The following is a 15,126-nucleotide window of genomic DNA, read 5'->3' as shown; positions in this document are numbered from 1 at the left end:
CCCCCGCACCTGGGTGACCTGCGGGGCGGACACGGGCGACGGGCACCACCACCTCCGTGGCGGTGCCCGTCGCCGGCAGGGTCAGCGGCGGTTGTAGCGGTACATGGTCAGCGTGCCGAAGACCACCACGAAGCCGGCGCTCCACAACAGCGTCCACATCGTGGCCGACGGGTCCGACGTCCCCGACATCACCGCGCGCACCGAGGCCACCAGCTGCGTGATCGGGTTGACCTTGACGAACGCCTGGAGCCAGCCGGGCATCGTCGCGGGATCGACGAACACGTTGCTGAGGAAGGTCAGCGGGAACAGCACCATCATGCTCACCCCCATCACGGACTTCTCGCTGCGCAGGACGAGGCCGAAGAACGTCCAGACCCAGGAGAAGGCGAACGAGAAGACCACCAGCAGGCCGATCCCGGCCAGCACGCCGGGCAGCCCGCCGTCGGGCCGGAACCCCAGCACCAGCCCGACGCAGAGGATGACCACGGCCGCCAGCACGTACCGCAGCACGTCGCCGAAGATCATGCCGACCAGCGGGGCCGGCCGCCAGATCGACAGCGTCCGGAACCGGTCGAAGACGCCCTTCTCGATGTCGGTGTTCAGCCCGATCCCGGTGTACATGGTGATCATGACGACGCTCGTGACCATGATGCCGGGCAGGAAGAACTGGAGGTAGTCGCGCGGGCTGTCGGCGAGGGCGCCGCCGAACAGGTACGTGAACATCAGCACCATGATGATCGGGAACGCCGTCACGTCGAACAGCTGCTCCGGCACGTGCTTGATCTTCAGCAGCGCGCGCCAGCCGAACGTGAGCGAGGCCGACAGCGCGTTCGGCCGGGGCGGTCGCGCGCCGGGCGCGAGGACGGTGGAGAGCGCCTCCGCCGACGGTACGTAGACGGACGGGGCGCGCCCGGTCGTGGTGGCGTTGCTCATCGGGCTGCCTCCAGCTCGTCGTCCCGCTCGTCGGACGTGACGGCGGGGTGGTCGGTCAGGGCCAGGAAGACCTCGTCCAGGCTCGGCTGGCCGAGGGAGAAGTCGTCGACGACGATGCCGGCGTGGGCCAGGTCCCCGAGCGCGCGGGCGGCCTGCGCGCTGGCGTCGAGGTCGCTGCCCGCACCGCCGACCCGTGCGGTCAGCGCGACCGGATCGGGTTCGAGCTGCACCGGCACGCCGAGCGCCGCCTGGAGCAGCCGCTCCGCTTCCGGCCGCTGACCGGGGTCGCGCAGTCGCAGGTGGATGCTGCCGGAACCGACCGACGACTTCAGCTCGCCCGGGGTGCCCTCCGCGATCACCCGGCCGTGGTCCACCACCGCGATGCGGCCGGCGAGCTGGTCGGCCTCGTCCAGGTACTGCGTGGTCAGCAGCACGGTCGTGCCGTGCGCCACCACGGCCCGGACGATCTCCCACACCTGGTTGCGGCTGCGCGGGTCGAGGCCCGTCGTCGGCTCGTCGAGGAAGAGCAGGTCGGGGGTGTTGAGGATGCTCGCCGCGATGTCGATGCGCCGCCGCATGCCGCCCGAGTACTTCTTGACCTGCCGGTCGGCCGCGTCGGTCAGGCCGAACGCGGCGAGCATGCCCTCGGCCCGCTCCCGGGCGGCCGGCTTGCGGTGCCCGAGCAGACGGGCGAGGAGCATCAGGTTCTCCAGCCCGGTCAGGTCCTCGTCCACGGAGGCGTACTGGCCGGTCAGGCTCATCCGGGCGCGTACGGCGTCGGCCTCGGTGACGACGTCGTGCCCGAAGACGCGGGCCCGCCCGCCGTCGGGACGCAGCAGCGTCGCCAGCACCCGTACCGCCGTGGTCTTGCCGGCGCCGTTGGGTCCGAGCAGTCCGTAGACGGTGCCGGCGGGGACCCGGAGGTCGATGCCGGCGAGCGCCCGGGTGTCCCCGAACGACCGGGTCAGGCCCTCGGCCTCGATGGCCGGGCCGGTGGTGCGTTTCATGCGTCCTACCTTCCTCATGCGTGACACGTTCAGGAGACGTACGGGCGCGCGGCACGACCGTCGCGCAGGGCCAGGCCCCACCAGCGGAGCTGGCCGAGCAGGACGTCGGCGGCCCGCTCGCACCGGTCCGCCGCCGGAGGTGGCGGACCGCCGTCGAGCAGGTCGACACCGACGACGTCGGGCATCGTGACGGCGTGCAGCGCGACGAAGACCGTCCGGAGCTGGTCGACCGCGTGCAGGCCGATCGAACCGCACCCGTACGACACGAAGCCGACCGGCTCGGCCTGCCACTCGTCGTACGCGTGGTCGATCGCCTGTTTCAACGAGCCCGGAACCTTCCGGCTCCGGTCCCACCCGACAGGCGCTAGGGCCTGTGTCGAAGTCGGCGGTGGTGCCTGAGCTGGTGCGAACGCTCGGCGTGTCGAAGATCGAAAATGGGTGAGGTCTCCGGTAGATGGTTCAGCGACCAAGCAGAACCTGAAACCGGAGACCTCGTGGACACCCTAGCGGTGACGAGGCGGTTCGATCTGACCGACGTGCAGTGGGCGGTGCTGGAGCCGTTGCTGCCGGCGCCGAAGCGGCCGGGTCGACCGTCGTCATGGACCAGGCGGCAGTTGATCGATGGGATGCGGTGGCGGATCCGGGTGGGCGCCCCGTGGCGAGACGTCCCATCGCAGTACGGGTCCTGGTCGGCGGTGTATGCCCTGTTCCGGCGGTGGCAGCGCGACGGGACCTGGCAGCAGGTGCTCACCGCACTGCAGGCACTCGCCGACGCGGCCGGGCGGATTACCTGGGACGTCAGTGTCGACTCCACCAGCGCCCGGGCCCATCAGCATGCGGCCGGAGCGAGGAAAAGGGGGATCTACAGGCCGAACCACCTGGCGGGGTCAGTGTCGAGCCGGACGACCACGCGCTCGGCCGGTCCCGCGGTGGGTTGACCACCAAGCTGCATCTGGGCTGCGAGCAAGGAGAGAAACCCCTGGCGATCGTGCTGACCGCCGGGCAACGAGGTGACAGCCCGCAGTTCATCCCGGTCCTGACCGCCATCCGTGTTCCCCGCCTGGGCGCCGGCCGGCCGAGGACCCGACCGGACCGGGTCCTGGCCGACAAGGCGTACACATCGAAAGCGAATCGGGCCTACCTGCGTCGGCGCGGGATCGCCGCGACGATTCCGAGCAAGGCCGACCAGGACGCCCACCGCCGGGCCAAGGGGTTCAAAGGTGGCCGGCCGCCAGCCTTTGACCCTCACCTGTACCAGCAGCGACACGCTGTGGAGTGCGGGATCAACCGACTGAAACGCAACCGGGCCGTAGCTACCCGTTTCGACAAACTTGCTGTCCGCTACGAAGCCACCATTCATCTCGCCGCTATCAACGAGTGGCTGTGATTGGGCCCCGCACCATACGGGGCGGAGGCTCGCACGCTCGCTGCCAGGGGCTGCCCTGAAGAGCGAGGGGATAACTTGTCCGTCGGATCCGCTGGTCGGCTGTCTGCACCGAGAAGTTGACGAACAGCGGCTCTGTCGTGAACGCAGTTGCGCACTCGAGCGTGACGTCGACGTCGATCCAGGCCGTTCCGCCCGGCCGGACCAGCCAGGACTGGCCTGTGCCGCGTACCAGGACGCCTGGTCTCCGTGCCCCCTCTACCTGCACTATGACGGGCGCCGGGCCGGCGTTAACCAACACCAGTTGCGCGTCGAGTCGCACCGTCCCAACGCCGTTCAAGCCCTCCCAGCTGTTGGACGAGCCTGGCAAGGCCACCAGTGTGACGGCACGGGCCTCGGTCTGCTCCTCGCGATAGCTCCGCACTTCGGCGCCGCCGACGCCACCGAGCGCCAAGCCGACTACCAAGGCAACAGCCAGGTAGGCAGCGCCCCTCCGCCCGGGCCTAAACCCGGCGGAGCGGTCCCCGTCCGAGTCACCAAGCTCAGGGCCAGGAATATCCAGATCGATGACTCCATGGCTCGCCGTCATGGCGACAGACTAGGGGTTGGTCTTGCCGGAGTTTGGTCCGCGAGGCCGGAATGCCTTGATCAAGCCCTCGCTGACTTCGATACAGGCCCTAGACGGCGGCCAGCGTCCGCGAGATCGGAACTGGCGGGGCGGCAGGCCGGCGGAACAGGGGCTTCCGGCCACGTCCAGCCGCCCCTCAGCTCGCCGCCAGCTCCGCGAGGGCCCGCACCGACCGCCAGTTGCGGGTGGTCGCCACCACGCCGAGCTTCTTCTCCAGGTGGTTGCTGGTGAACTTCGACCGGCCGTAGCCGCCGTCGGGACAGTGCAGGTAGACCTCGCGACCGGTGACCGTGAACGCGAGGTTCTCGCCGTCGGGCGCGGCCAGGGCCTCCACGGCGGACTTTGCGGGCGCGGTCGCGAGGAAGACCACGAGCAGTCGCGTCGGGTCGTCCTCCCGGTCGGCGTACGGGTTGCCGCCGGCCACCGCCGCCAGCTCCCGGCCGCTGCGCACCAGCACCGGCACCGTCAGCCCCAACTCGTCGGCGATGGCCCGCTCGATGCCCCGCGCCAGCGCGTCGGCGTCGCGCACCGTGCTGCCGAAGGCCACGTTCCCGCTCCGCAGGTAGGTCTTCACGTCGCCGTGGCCGAGGCCGGTGACCAGCCGGCGCAGGTCGGCCATCGCGACCTTCGCACCGCCGACGTTGACTCCCCGCAACAGCGCGACCCACCTGTCCACCCGGCCTCCTCGATCCGCCTGCGGCTCAGCCTAGATGCGCGCGCCGACACACCGGCCGGGTCAGAGCCGGCGGACGGCGGCGGAGGCGAGTCGGAAGCCGATGGTGCGGTCGACGATCCGGTCGACCAGGTCCGCCTTCCGTAGCCCGGCGACGCCGCGCAGCTCCAGGCTCGCAGCGAGCACCCGCAGGTCGCGGGAGGTCCAGCCGGAGAGGTACGCCGTACCGTCGTCGCGGCGGGACATGGTCGCCAGCGCGGCCCGGGCAACGGCCGGGTCCGGCGCGGGTGCCGCCCGCCGGCCGGCCTGGGCGGCAGGGCGTGATGCGCCGACGCCCCGGCCGCCGGGTGCGCCGGTCGGGCGTGCTGTGGCGGCGGTGAGGTCGGCGGGTGCGCCGGTCGGGCGTGCTGTGGCGGCGGGAGTCTTTCTCGGGCGCCCGGTGGCGGGGCGGTCGGTCGGTGGGGCGGGTGGGGTCGCGTCGACGGGCACCACCGCGAGCCGGGCCCGCCCCTCGGCCAGAGCGGCGAGGTCGGCGGCGGGCAGCTCCCGGAGCAGCGCGGTCACCAGGTCGGCGACGTCACGGGTCGGTTCGGTCACGCCCCGACCCGCTCGGGCTGGAGGTGCTCGAGGAACTCGGTGGCGAGCTGGCGCAGTTCGTCGCGGACCGCCGGGGTGGCGATCCGGTCGCGGAGCACCACCGGCACGCCGCGCGGGGCGTTCGTGGCGAACGCGGTGACGTTCTCCCGCAGGGGAGTGGGGAAGACCGGCAGGCCGAGCGCCCGGACCTGGTCCATGTAGCCCTGGTGGGCGGCGATCGGCCGCTGCGCCATGAGCTGGATCATCGTGAACACCACGCCGGCGACGGCGGGGGCGACCTTGTGGTGCCGGCGGGTCGTGGCGAACCGGCGGGCGTCGGCGTTGTACTGGTCCACCAGCTCCCGGACGTTGCCGTGCAGGTAGTCGATGCCCAGTGTGGACAGGTAGTCGGCCTTCGCCGGGATCAGCAGGTGGTCGCTGGCGATGATGGCCGACTGGGTGACCACGTTGAAGTTCGGCGGGCAGTCGATGAGCACCATGTCGTAGCCGCCGAGCGCGTCGTCGTGCAGCCCCTCGGTCAGGGAGCCGCGCACCCGGAACAGCTCGCGGTCGTACTCGTCGCCGTCGGCCACGGCCCGGGCCAGCGCCAGGTCGATGTCGACGAGCTGGAGGTGCGACGCGATCAGGTCGAGTCGGCCCGCGCCGGCGAGTCGCGCGTTCGCGGGGCCGGGGGAGACGACCAGCTCGCCCAGGCTCGTCGCGGGGGTGTCCCCGCGCAGGCCGTCGTACCAGCGCTTCACCGTCCGGCCGTCGCGCAGCCGGTCCCGCCAGTCGTCGGGGTCGTAGAAGCCGAACGTGAGGCTGGCCTGCGGATCGAGGTCGATGAGCAGCACCTTCATCCCGCGGTTGGCCAGCTCGGCACCGAGGTTGGCGGTCACGGTGGTCTTGCCGACCCCGCCCTTGTAGTTGATCACCGATACGACGTACACCGGCACCTCCCCAGACCGGGAACGGTAGCGGGTCGACGGACCGGCGCGGCACCCGCTCCCGCCGGCCGTTTGCACGTAACTACGTATGTTCGTATTATCGACGCGTGGCGGAGATCGAAGAACGGGTGAGCGCGCTGGAGGCGCAGGTCGCCGCGCTCATGGAGCGCCTCGGGCCGGCGGCGCCCCCGACCGAGGCCTCGACGGTGGCGGGTGACGTCTTCTGGGCGCTCGACGGGTTGAAGCGACGGATCCCGGCCGACGGCGGCGGCGCGGTGCTCTACACCGGCACCGTCCGCCTCGACGACCAGCACTACGACTGGCAGTACGGCCGCACGGTCGACGACGTGCTCGCGGGTGACTGGACGGAGCTGGCGGGCGTGCTGACCGCCCTGGCACATCCGGTGCGGCTGCGCCTGCTACGGGAGATCCTCGGCGGCCGGCACGGCACCGGCGAGCTGGCCGAGATCGAGGGCCTGGGCACCACCGGGCAGCTGCACCACCACCTGCGCCAGCTGACCGCCGCCGGCTGGCTGAGCAGCGCCGGCCGGGGCCACTACGCCGTTCCGGCCGAGCGGGTCGTGCCGCTGCTGGCCATCCTCACCGCAGCCCGCCGCTGACCCGCCGCACCGCCGGAGCCCCCACGGGAAGGAGCACCATGCGCAAGCCAACCGTCCTCGCCCTGGTCATCGGAATCGTCGCCGCCGTCGCGGCCGTCGGGATCATGCCGCGTGCGCCCCGGCTGGCCGGGCAGAGCACCGGCGACACCGCGCTGGCCGCCGACGTCCGCGCGGCGGTGCCCGACGCCGCGGGCCACCGTGGCCTCGCCGTCGCCGTGCTGGAGAACGGCCTCGTCCGCACCGCCGGCCTGGGCGACCGCGACCCGGCCGGTCGGCCGGTGGAACCGGGAACCCGGTTCGAGATCGGCTCGATCACCAAGGTGATGACCGGGATGCTCCTCGCCCGGCAGGCCACGACCGGCGCGGTACGCCCCGACGAGCCCGTCGGCACCCTGCTGCCCGCGCTGACCGGGCCTGCCCGCGAGGTCACCCTCGCCGAGCTGGCCAGTCACCGCTCCGGCCTGCCCCGGCTCGCCGTCGACTCGCCCGGGGACGTGGTCGGGACCTGGTGGGCGAACGTCACCGGCGGCAACCCCTACGCCGGTCAGGACGCCCGGTGGCTCGTCGACGCCGTCGGCGGGGAGAGACCCGGCGACGGGCGGGGCCAGGTCCACTACTCCAACCTCGGGGTGGCGCTGCTCGGGCAGGCGCTCGCCACCCGGGCCGGCACGTCGTACCCGGAACTGCTCGACCGGGAGTTGCTGCGGCCGCTCGGCATGACGGCGACCGTGGTGGCGACCGACGCCGACGCCCTGCCGCCGGCGCGCGCCGAGGGCACCACGGCCGGCGGCCGCCCGGTCGAGGCCTGGGTGGGCGGCGGCTGGGCGCCGGCCGGAGTCGGTCCGTGGTCGACCGCCGAGGATCTGGCCCGGCTGCTCGGCGCGACGCTCGCCGGCACCGCGCCCGGCGCCGACGCCGCGACCCCGCGCTTCACCGAGGACGACCGCAACCGGATCGGCTACGGCTGGTTCACCACCCGGTACGGCGACAGCGAGATCGTCTGGCACAACGGCGGCACCGGGGGCTTCCGCACCTACCTCGGCTTCGAGCGGGCCACCGGGCGGGGCGTCGTGGTGCTCGGCAACACCGACCAGGGCGTCGAGCCGATCGGGCTGCGGCTGCTCGGCGTGCCGGTGCAGGACGCCGACGGCGACGGCCCGCCGCTGCCGGTCTGGATCACGGCGGGGCTCGCGGTGGTGTTCACCTTCCTCGGCGGGCTGAGCCTGCTCGGCGCCACCCGCCGGGCTCCCGACCGGCTGACTCTGGCAACCGCCGTCGCCTGGGCGGTGCTCTACCTCGGCCTCGGCCACCGGCTGGGCAACTGGTCGGTGGTGCCCGGCTGGCTCTGGTCGATCGGCGCCGGCCTCTCGGCGACCGGGATCGTCCTGGCCGCGTACCGCTGGCGGGGACTGCCGCCGCTGGCCGGCGCGCCGCCGTGGCGGCGGTTGACCTCGGTGGCCTTCTCGGCACTCCTGGCGATCCTGGCCGTCGTGATCATCACCCGTCTCTGACCCACGCCACCGCGCCGCCCGCCCCACCGGGCGGACGCCGACGCTGCCCCGGCTGCTTCGACCCGTACCTGTTCAGCTCACTCGGCGATCGGCAGCACGACCTGTTGTAGCGCAGGAACCACGGCTTCCACGGCGGATCGAACCGTGCCCCGGGCCCCGTCGGGAGCAACGCTACCGGCCGTCGACCTCCGGCTCAGCCGAAGCCACGTCCTCCGGCCGGGGGCGCGGGGCGGCCCGGGTCAGCCGCCAGTACTGCCGCCGGCGGTCGTCGCGGAGCACCACCCCGGAGCGGGCGAGTTCGCCGCGCAACTCCCGGGCCTCGCCGCCCCGGTCGGCGTCGAGCGCCCGCTGCCGGGCCCGCAGCAGCGCGTCCGCCCCGGGCGGCAGCCCGGGCAGGCCCGGCACCCACCGTCGGTACGCGTCGCGGTGCGGGTCGCCCTCGGTCCACGGCCAGCCGTGCGCGCGGAACGCGTCGCGCAGCCGGTCGACGGCCAGGTCCGACCGCTCCCGGACCAGTTCCTCGTCGTCCGCGCCGAGCAGCACCAGGTCCTTGCCGTCGACGAAGACGGCGCGCACCGGCCGCCGCCCGACCTGCCGGTCCGCGCGGTCGCGGCGCAGCCGTACCCGTTCGGCGTCGACGGTGACGGCGAGCCGTTCGGCGGTGCCCACGGCGGCGACGAGCAGGCCGCCCAGCGTGCCGACCGCCAGCCCGCCGATGCTGGCCTGCGGGTCGGGCAGCCCGGCGATCAGCTCGAACAGGTCCTGCGCGGGTGCCCAGGACAGCCCGGCCACCCACTCCGCGCCCGTGGCGAGCAGCCACCCGCCACCCGCGCCGAGCGCCGGGAGGCCGCCCCAGAGCAGCGCCAGTTCCGCCGCGCCGCCGTCGACGACGGTGGGGGCGCCGTAGCCGTCCACCGTCAGGACACCTCGCGCCGCAGCGTGCGGAGCAGCCCCGCGACCAGCGGCACGGCCAGCCAGACCAGCAACGACACGGCGAAGCGTCCCCACTGGCCGGCGGTCACCTCCGGCGTGAGCAGCGGCTCCGTCGTGCGGGCCGTGTCCAGCCAGCCCGCCGGGCCGTGCAGCGGCCGGATCATCTCACCCAGGACCGACCAGAGGGTCGGCAGCAGCAGGTAGCCGACGATCGCCAGCGGGGTGTTGAGCAGCAGCAGGCCGAAGCCGGCCCCCATCAGCACGTTGGTGACCTGGAGCACCACGGCGTGCAGCACCAGGGCCCACTCCATGCGCCAGGTGCCGGCGCCGCCGGTGGCCGCGGCGACCAGCGTGCCGACGGCGGCCACACCGAGGCTCACCAGCACCGACGCCAGGGCCGCCAGCACCATCGCGGCCAGCTTCGCGGCGACCACCCGGCCCCGCCGGGGCACCAGGGCGAACGTGGTCAGTGCCGTGCGCTGCGACCACTCCCCGGTGATCGACAGGATGCCCAGCACGGGCAGCAGCAGACCGATCGGCAGCATCGAGGGGAGGAAGAAGTTGGGGAAGGTCTGCGCGGCGTCGTCCGTCCAGATCAACTGGACCACCACGAGGGCGGCGGCGAACAGCCCGATCGTGATCAGCAGCCAGAGCCCGGCCCGGGTGTCGACGAGCTTGCGCAGCTCCACCCCGGTGAGCCGGAGCAGCGACGGCCGGCGTACGCCGGGATGGCGAGGGGTGGCGGTGGCGGTGGGCGGGCTGGCGGTGGTGGCGGTGCTCATCGGACGGCCTCCCTGGTCGACGCGCCGGCGGTCAGGGTGAGGAAGAGCTGTTCCAGGCCGCCGCCGCCGGCCGCCCGCAGCTCGGTGAGGGCGACGCCGGCGTCGGCGGCGGCCTGCCCGACGGCCTCCGCGTCGGCGTGGACCAGCAGCCCCTCGGTGCCCTCGGTGGCCGGCAGCCCGGCCCGCTCCAGCGCGCCCCGCAGCGTCACGCCGTCGCGGGCCCGGACCAGCGTCCCGCCGCCCGCCAGCAACTCGGCCTTGTCGCCCTGGGCCACGATCCGGCCGCCCCCGATGACCACCAGCCGGTCCGCGACCGCCTCCACCTCGCGCAGCAGGTGGGAGGAGAGCAGCACGGTGCCGCCCCGGTCGGCGAAGTCGCGCAGCAGGCCGCGCATCCAGAAGATCCCCTCCGGGTCCAGGCCGTTGGCCGGCTCGTCGAGGATCAGCACCCGGGGGTCGCCCAACAGGGCGTGCGCCAGGCCGAGGCGCTGCCGCATCCCCAGGGAGTACGCCCGCAGGCGGCGCTTGGCCGCGACCTCGTTCAGCCCGACCAGGTCGAGCTTGGTGGCGACCTGCCGGCGGTCCACCCCCATGGTGGCTGCGGCCATGGTCAGCGCCTCCCGCCCGGTGCGCCCGGCGTGCTGGGCCGAGGCGTCCAGCAGCACCCCCACCTCCCGCCCGGGGTTGGGCAGCTCCCGGTACGGCCGGCCGGCGATCGTGGCGCCGCCGCCGCTGGGCGGCGTGAGCCCGCAGACCATCCGCATGGTGGTGGACTTGCCGGCGCCGTTCGGCCCCAGGAAGCCGGTGACGGTGCCCGGCTCGCAGCGGAACGACACGTCGTCGACGGCCGTGTGCCGCCCGTACCGTTTGGTGAGGTGTGCCACGGTGATCATGCCGGTCACGCTGCCGGAGCCACCCGGCCGTCCGCTGCGGCCGACGGTCTCGTCCGGCGGCTACCTTGGTCGACGCCGGGGTCTCGACTTTGGTAGCTGGTCCAGCCGCCGCGCGGCTGCCTAGCATTGCGGGCGTGACCAGTGCCGCCGTACCGGAGCACCCATGGCTGCTGCCGGGGGCGCTGAGCGTCGACCCGACGGCCCGGTCGGCGCGGTGGCCTCGTCGCACCACCCGCGACTGGGTGGTGGACGTCCTCTGCTTCGTGCTCTCCCTCGGCTGGGTCCTGCTCGCCACGGCCGACGCGGCCGCGTCCGACCCCGAGTTCGCCGCGCCGCTGCCGCAGCGCTGGATGATCCCGGTCGACGCGCTGTTCGGGCTCGTCTGCTGCGCGCTGCTCTGGGTGCGTCGCCGGTGGCCGCTGCTGGCGGTGGCGACCCTACCGCTGACCCTGTTCTCGATGGCGTCGGCGGTCCCGCTGCTGATCCTCTACTTCACCGTCGTGGTGCACCGCCGCACGTCCGTCGCGCTGGCGGTGACCGCCAGTGGTCTCGTCACCAACTTCGTCTTCAGCTACCTGCGTCCGGACCCCCACCTGCCGTACTGGGTGGCGACCGTCTGGGGGGTGGTGCTCAGCCTCCTCGTGCTGGCGTGGGGGATGTTCGTCCGGGCACGGCGGCAGCTCGTCGTGTCGCTGCGGGAACGCGCCGAGCGGGCCGAGGCGGAACAGCAGTTGCGGGTGGCGCAGGCCCGGCACCTGGAGCGCACCCGGATCGCCCGGGAGATGCACGACGTGCTGGCGCACCGGATCTCGCTGCTCAGCCTGCACGCCGGAGCGCTGGAGTTCCGGCCGGACGCGCCGCCGGAGGAGGTGGCGAGGGCGGCCGGGGTGATCCGGGGCAGCGCCCACGCCGCATTGCAGGACCTGCGCGAGGTGATCGGGGTGCTCCGCGCGGAGAGCGTCGCCGAGGAGGACCCGGAACGCCCGCAGCCCACCCTGGCCGACCTGCCCGCGCTCGTGGAGGAGTCGCGGGCGGCCGGGGTGCGGGTCGGCGTCCGCGACGTGGTCACGGCGGGGGAGCGGGTGCCCGCGGCGGTGGGACGCAGCATCTACCGGATCGTGCAGGAGGGCCTGACCAACGCCCGCAAGCACGCCGCCGGCGCGGCGGTCACCGTCGACGTGGCCGGCGCCCCCGGCGACGGGCTGACCGTGCAGGTGCGCAACCGGTGGCCGGTCGGCGGCGTCGCCGGCCCGGAGATCCCCGGCGCCGGCACGGGCCTGGTCGGCATCGCCGAACGGGTCACCCTGGCCGGCGGCCGGCTGGAGTACGGGCGGGACGACTCGGGCGACTTCCGGCTGGCCGCCTGGCTGCCGTGGCCGGCGTGACCGGGCCGGCCACCGGCGGGCCGCCGGGGCCTGGCGGGTCGGGTCCCACCCCCGAGCGGCCGGTGCGGGTGCTGATCGTCGACGACGACGCGCTGGTCCGCGCCGGGCTGTCGATGATCCTCGGTGGCGTGCCGGACCTGCTGGTGGTCGGGGAGGCCGCCGACGGCGGCGAGGTGCCCGCGGCCGTGGCCGCCTGCGCGCCGGACGTGGTGCTGATGGACATCCGGATGCCCCGGGTCGACGGGCTCGCGGCCACCGAGGCGCTGCGCGCGTCGCCCGACCCGCCGGAGGTGTTGGTGCTGACCACCTTCGACGCCGACGAGCAGGTGCTCCGGGCGCTGCGGGCCGGGGCCGGTGGCTTCCTGCTCAAGGACACCCCGCCGGCCGAGATCGTACGGGCGGTGCACCGGGTGGCGGCGGGGGAGGCGACGCTCTCCCCGGTGGTCACCCGCCGGCTGATCGACCACGTGACGGCACCGGGCGCGCCGGGCGGTCCTGAGCCGCGCCGGGAGCGGGCGCGGCGGCAGCTCGCCGGGCTCAGCGAGCGGGAGCACGAGGTCGCGATCGCGGTGGGACAGGGCCGGACGAACGCGGAGATCGCCGCCGAGCTGTTCATGAGCGTCGCGACCGTGAAGGCGTACGTGTCGCGGCTGCTGGTGAAGCTCGACCTGAACAACCGGGTCCAGGTCGCCCTGCTGGTCCACGACGCCGGCCTCGCCTGAGGCGGGATCGAACCTTTCGGCGCGCAGGGCCGTACCAGTCGCCGAGGATGCGGTGCGGCGGGTCGGCCGCACCGCTGCCGGAGCCGCGGGAGACATGCCGTGCGATTTGGTGGGCAGTCGACGGATCCCATCGACCAGACCCTGGGTGAGGTGCCGGTGCCGACGCCGTGAGGCCCCGCCGGCCGGTGGCTCCCCCCCCGCCACCGGGCCGCGCTGGCCCCGGGCGAGCTGAGCGGGGGTACGCCCGCCGCCACGTCCGGGACACGAGGCCGGCCCGGGCCCGGGTTCCCACCCGCGTCCCGGACCGGCGTGGCCGTTCGGGCGGCTCAGTCGTTGCCGGCGCGGATCCCGCAGTCCGGCGCGGACCAACTGGTGGTGTTGGAGGTGTCGTCCCGGTCGTTCTCCCGGCGCGAGTCGACGTGCACGTGGTCGTCGTGGTCCGGGTAGCCGGGCCCGTAGATCCCGCTGAAGCCCCGGAAGCGGGCGTCGCGCGCGATCTGGCACAGCGAGCTGGTGCGCGACACCACGTCGGCCGCGTTGCCGTAGAGGTGCTGGCTGTCCGACGCCCCGCCGACCTGGTCGTTGCAGGCGCGGCTGCGGAACCCGCTGCTGACGTAGAGTGGCTCGTCGCCGAGGCTGTGCCGCGTCGCCTCCAGCTTCCACATGGTGCGCAGCGCGTTCTGCCGGGTCTGTGCGGCGGAGAGCGGACCGCCGTTCCAGCCCGCACGACCGCAGCCGTCGTCCATCTCGGCGAAGCTGAAGTGCCGCGGCGTGCAGTCGTTGTCCTGGAGGGCGTAGAGCCTGCCGTACGTCTGCGGCCCGGCGACGCCGTCGACGCGCAGCCCGTACGCCGACTGGAACCGCCTGACCGCGGCGGCGGTCTTCGGTCCGTAACGACCGTCGTTCTCCACGATGTCCCGGTTGCCGGCCCAACCGGCCACCCGGATCTGCAACTCGCGGACGTCGTCGCCGGAGCGTCCCTGGTAGAGGTTGCGCTTCCACGTGTAGCAGCCGTCGGCCTGGGCCGCTGGCGCGGCGACCACCGTGGCGACAGCGGCTGCCGGCAATGCCAGGGCGAATGCGACAGCGGCCCGTTTCAGGGTGTTGACGCGCACAGAAGTCCTCCCGATAGGAGTGCGATTGGGGTGGCGTCCGGGACATCGACCCGCCCGTCCCGTGATTTCCACCCTGGCAGGCCGACCGGCAGCTCGTGGCAATTAACGAGAATTGTCCTCGCGATTCGCCGTTCCTGGGGGTTGCCTGGGTAATACGCGAATTGGGAAACGCCCAAGGGCCGGCAATCGACGACAGCAGAGCGCGAACGACACGCAAAGCGGCAGTACGGCATACGAAGGGTGATGTTCACCCGTCGGCCCGACCCGGTAACGTCAGCGCCGGCGGGACCGGGGGAGGGGGCGGCGTGGCGCGTGGTGGCGTCTTCTGCATCGAGGGTCAGTGGCACCGGGACCTCAACGAGCGCGGCTCCGTCCTGCCCACCCTCGAATTGCTCGAACGGCTCGGAAAGATCCGCTTCATCCACAAGGACGCGGCCACCCGCGACGAACTCTTCTACTTCGTCGACCGCTGGCTGCTCAAGCAGTACGCCGACCACCGGGTCGGCTTCTTCGCGATGCACGGCGAGCCGAGCCGGCTCTGCCTCACCGACTGGGAATCGGTGGCGCTCGCCGATGTCGCCGAGCTGATGGCGGGTCGCTGCGACGGTCGGCGGCTCTATTTCGGCAGCTGTTCCGTGCTGCGCGCCTCCGACGCCGTGCTGCGGGACTTCCTCGACGCCACCGGGGCGGCCCTGATCTGCGGGTACACCCGCGAGGTGGACTGGGTCGAGTCGGCCGCCTTCGAGACCGTCCTGCTCGACGTGCTGGCCAACGGCCAACGCCACAACGCCGCCGAGCTGCGGATGGGCTCCGCGCACTGGGCTCCGCTCGCCTCGTACCTCGGCTTCCGGGTGATCTACGCCAACGGTCGCGCCTGGCGACCCTCGGCCCGCCCCCGGGTGCCGGCCCAGCCCGCCGCCGGCCGCGCAGCCCCGCGACCCCGGTGAGGCCGCCGCGCCTGGCCGGCCCGGTGCGGTCGCCGCGCTCGTCCGGCCCGGTGCGGTCGCCGTGCGACGG

The 15,126-nt window shown here is 73.6% G+C and carries 16 protein-coding genes; 6 read left to right on the top strand and 10 right to left on the bottom strand.

Translation table 11 applies throughout. The features are described 5' to 3' along the window. Positions 1 to 81: 81 nt before the first annotated feature. From KBX06_RS17150 to KBX06_RS17140, 3 genes are read right to left on the bottom strand one after another with little or no spacing between them, the layout of a single operon-like run. Complete coding sequence (locus tag KBX06_RS17150; protein WP_210835977.1) at positions 82 to 933, bottom strand: ABC transporter permease; 852 nt, start codon at positions 931 to 933, stop codon at positions 82 to 84. Then, on the bottom strand, positions 930 to 1,940 hold the full coding sequence (locus KBX06_RS17145; protein ID WP_210835975.1) for an ATP-binding cassette domain-containing protein: 1,011 nt from the start codon (positions 1,938 to 1,940) through the stop codon (positions 930 to 932). Before KBX06_RS17145 ends, KBX06_RS17150 begins: the two co-directional genes overlap by 4 nt. A gap of 29 nt (positions 1,941 to 1,969) precedes the next feature. Next, positions 1,970 to 2,410: an NADPH-dependent FMN reductase gene (locus KBX06_RS17140; RefSeq protein WP_210835973.1), complete on the bottom strand. Its 441-nt coding sequence runs from the start codon at positions 2,408 to 2,410 to the stop codon at positions 1,970 to 1,972. Between the two features lie 39 nt (positions 2,411 to 2,449). Between KBX06_RS17140 and KBX06_RS17135 the strand changes: the two genes are divergently transcribed. Further along, positions 2,450 to 3,327, top strand: a protein-coding gene (locus tag KBX06_RS17135) for an IS5 family transposase (RefSeq protein WP_374225650.1) whose coding sequence is annotated in 2 segments (ribosomal slippage) — positions 2,450 to 2,801 and positions 2,801 to 3,327 — 879 coding nt in all. Because the reading frame shifts where the segments join, the coding sequence is not laid out codon by codon here. Positions 3,328 to 4,088: 761 nt separating this feature from the next. Here the strand turns inward: KBX06_RS17135 and KBX06_RS17130 are convergent. The 3 genes from KBX06_RS17130 to KBX06_RS17120 are packed head-to-tail and all read right to left on the bottom strand — an operon-like array spanning position 4,089 to position 6,151. Then, positions 4,089 to 4,628: a DUF1697 domain-containing protein gene (locus KBX06_RS17130; protein WP_210835971.1), complete on the bottom strand. Its 540-nt coding sequence runs from the start codon at positions 4,626 to 4,628 to the stop codon at positions 4,089 to 4,091. Positions 4,629 to 4,688: 60 nt separating this feature from the next. Then, a complete protein-coding gene (locus KBX06_RS17125; protein ID WP_210835969.1) occupies positions 4,689 to 5,222 on the bottom strand; it encodes a Rho termination factor N-terminal domain-containing protein in 534 nt (177 codons plus the stop codon). Further along, positions 5,219 to 6,151: an AAA family ATPase gene (locus KBX06_RS17120; protein ID WP_307854661.1), complete on the bottom strand. Its 933-nt coding sequence runs from the start codon at positions 6,149 to 6,151 to the stop codon at positions 5,219 to 5,221. The genes KBX06_RS17125 and KBX06_RS17120 overlap by 4 nt, the downstream gene beginning before the upstream one ends. Positions 6,152 to 6,255: 104 nt before the next feature. On the opposite strand from KBX06_RS17120, the gene KBX06_RS17115 reads away from it, so the two are divergent. Further along, positions 6,256 to 6,768 (top strand): helix-turn-helix domain-containing protein, encoded by a 513-nt coding sequence (locus tag KBX06_RS17115; RefSeq protein WP_307854660.1) that lies wholly within the window; start codon positions 6,256 to 6,258, stop codon positions 6,766 to 6,768. A gap of 38 nt (positions 6,769 to 6,806) precedes the next feature. Further along, positions 6,807 to 8,279 (top strand): serine hydrolase, encoded by a 1,473-nt coding sequence (locus tag KBX06_RS17110; RefSeq protein WP_210835965.1) that lies wholly within the window; start codon positions 6,807 to 6,809, stop codon positions 8,277 to 8,279. 171 nt (positions 8,280 to 8,450) lie between these two features. Here KBX06_RS17110 and KBX06_RS17105 read toward each other — a convergent pair whose 3' ends face one another. Genes KBX06_RS17105 through KBX06_RS17095 form a run of 3 tightly spaced genes read right to left on the bottom strand, consistent with a single transcriptional unit; the run spans position 8,451 to position 10,887 of the window. After that, the gene (locus KBX06_RS17105) at positions 8,451 to 9,194 is read right to left on the bottom strand and encodes a hypothetical protein (protein WP_210835964.1); all 744 of its coding nucleotides are present in this window, start codon (positions 9,192 to 9,194) and stop codon (positions 8,451 to 8,453) included. Positions 9,195 to 9,196: 2 nt separating this feature from the next. Further along, positions 9,197 to 9,994, bottom strand: a complete 798-nt coding sequence (locus tag KBX06_RS17100) for an ABC transporter permease subunit (protein ID WP_210835962.1) — start codon at positions 9,992 to 9,994, stop codon at positions 9,197 to 9,199. Beyond that, positions 9,991 to 10,887 carry an ABC transporter ATP-binding protein gene (locus tag KBX06_RS17095; RefSeq protein ID WP_210835960.1) on the bottom strand — a complete coding sequence of 299 codons (897 nt, stop codon included), beginning with the start codon at positions 10,885 to 10,887 and terminating at the stop codon, positions 9,991 to 9,993. The genes KBX06_RS17100 and KBX06_RS17095 overlap by 4 nt, the downstream gene beginning before the upstream one ends. Positions 10,888 to 11,021: 134 nt before the next feature. Between KBX06_RS17095 and KBX06_RS17090 the strand changes: the two genes are divergently transcribed. Further along, a complete protein-coding gene (locus KBX06_RS17090; protein ID WP_210835946.1) occupies positions 11,022 to 12,272 on the top strand; it encodes a sensor histidine kinase in 1,251 nt (416 codons plus the stop codon). After that, positions 12,251 to 12,994: a response regulator transcription factor gene (locus tag KBX06_RS17085; RefSeq protein WP_210836028.1), complete on the top strand. Its 744-nt coding sequence runs from the start codon at positions 12,251 to 12,253 to the stop codon at positions 12,992 to 12,994. Before KBX06_RS17090 ends, KBX06_RS17085 begins: the two co-directional genes overlap by 22 nt. A 326-nt stretch (positions 12,995 to 13,320) precedes the next feature. Here the strand turns inward: KBX06_RS17085 and KBX06_RS17080 are convergent, their stop codons facing one another. Next, positions 13,321 to 14,109, bottom strand: coding sequence for a D-Ala-D-Ala carboxypeptidase family metallohydrolase (locus tag KBX06_RS17080; RefSeq protein ID WP_210835945.1), 789 nt, complete (start codon positions 14,107 to 14,109; stop codon positions 13,321 to 13,323). Between the two features lie 305 nt (positions 14,110 to 14,414). On the opposite strand from KBX06_RS17080, the gene KBX06_RS17075 reads away from it, so the two are divergent. Beyond that, positions 14,415 to 15,056: a DUF6642 family protein gene (locus tag KBX06_RS17075; RefSeq protein ID WP_210835944.1), complete on the top strand. Its 642-nt coding sequence runs from the start codon at positions 14,415 to 14,417 to the stop codon at positions 15,054 to 15,056. Positions 15,057 to 15,126: the final 70 nt, after the last annotated feature.

The sequence above is a fragment of the Micromonospora sp. C31 genome (genome assembly GCF_018070575.1).
Lineage (GTDB): Bacteria > Actinomycetota > Actinomycetes > Mycobacteriales > Micromonosporaceae > Micromonospora.
This window is presented reverse-complemented; position numbering and strand designations above follow the sequence as displayed.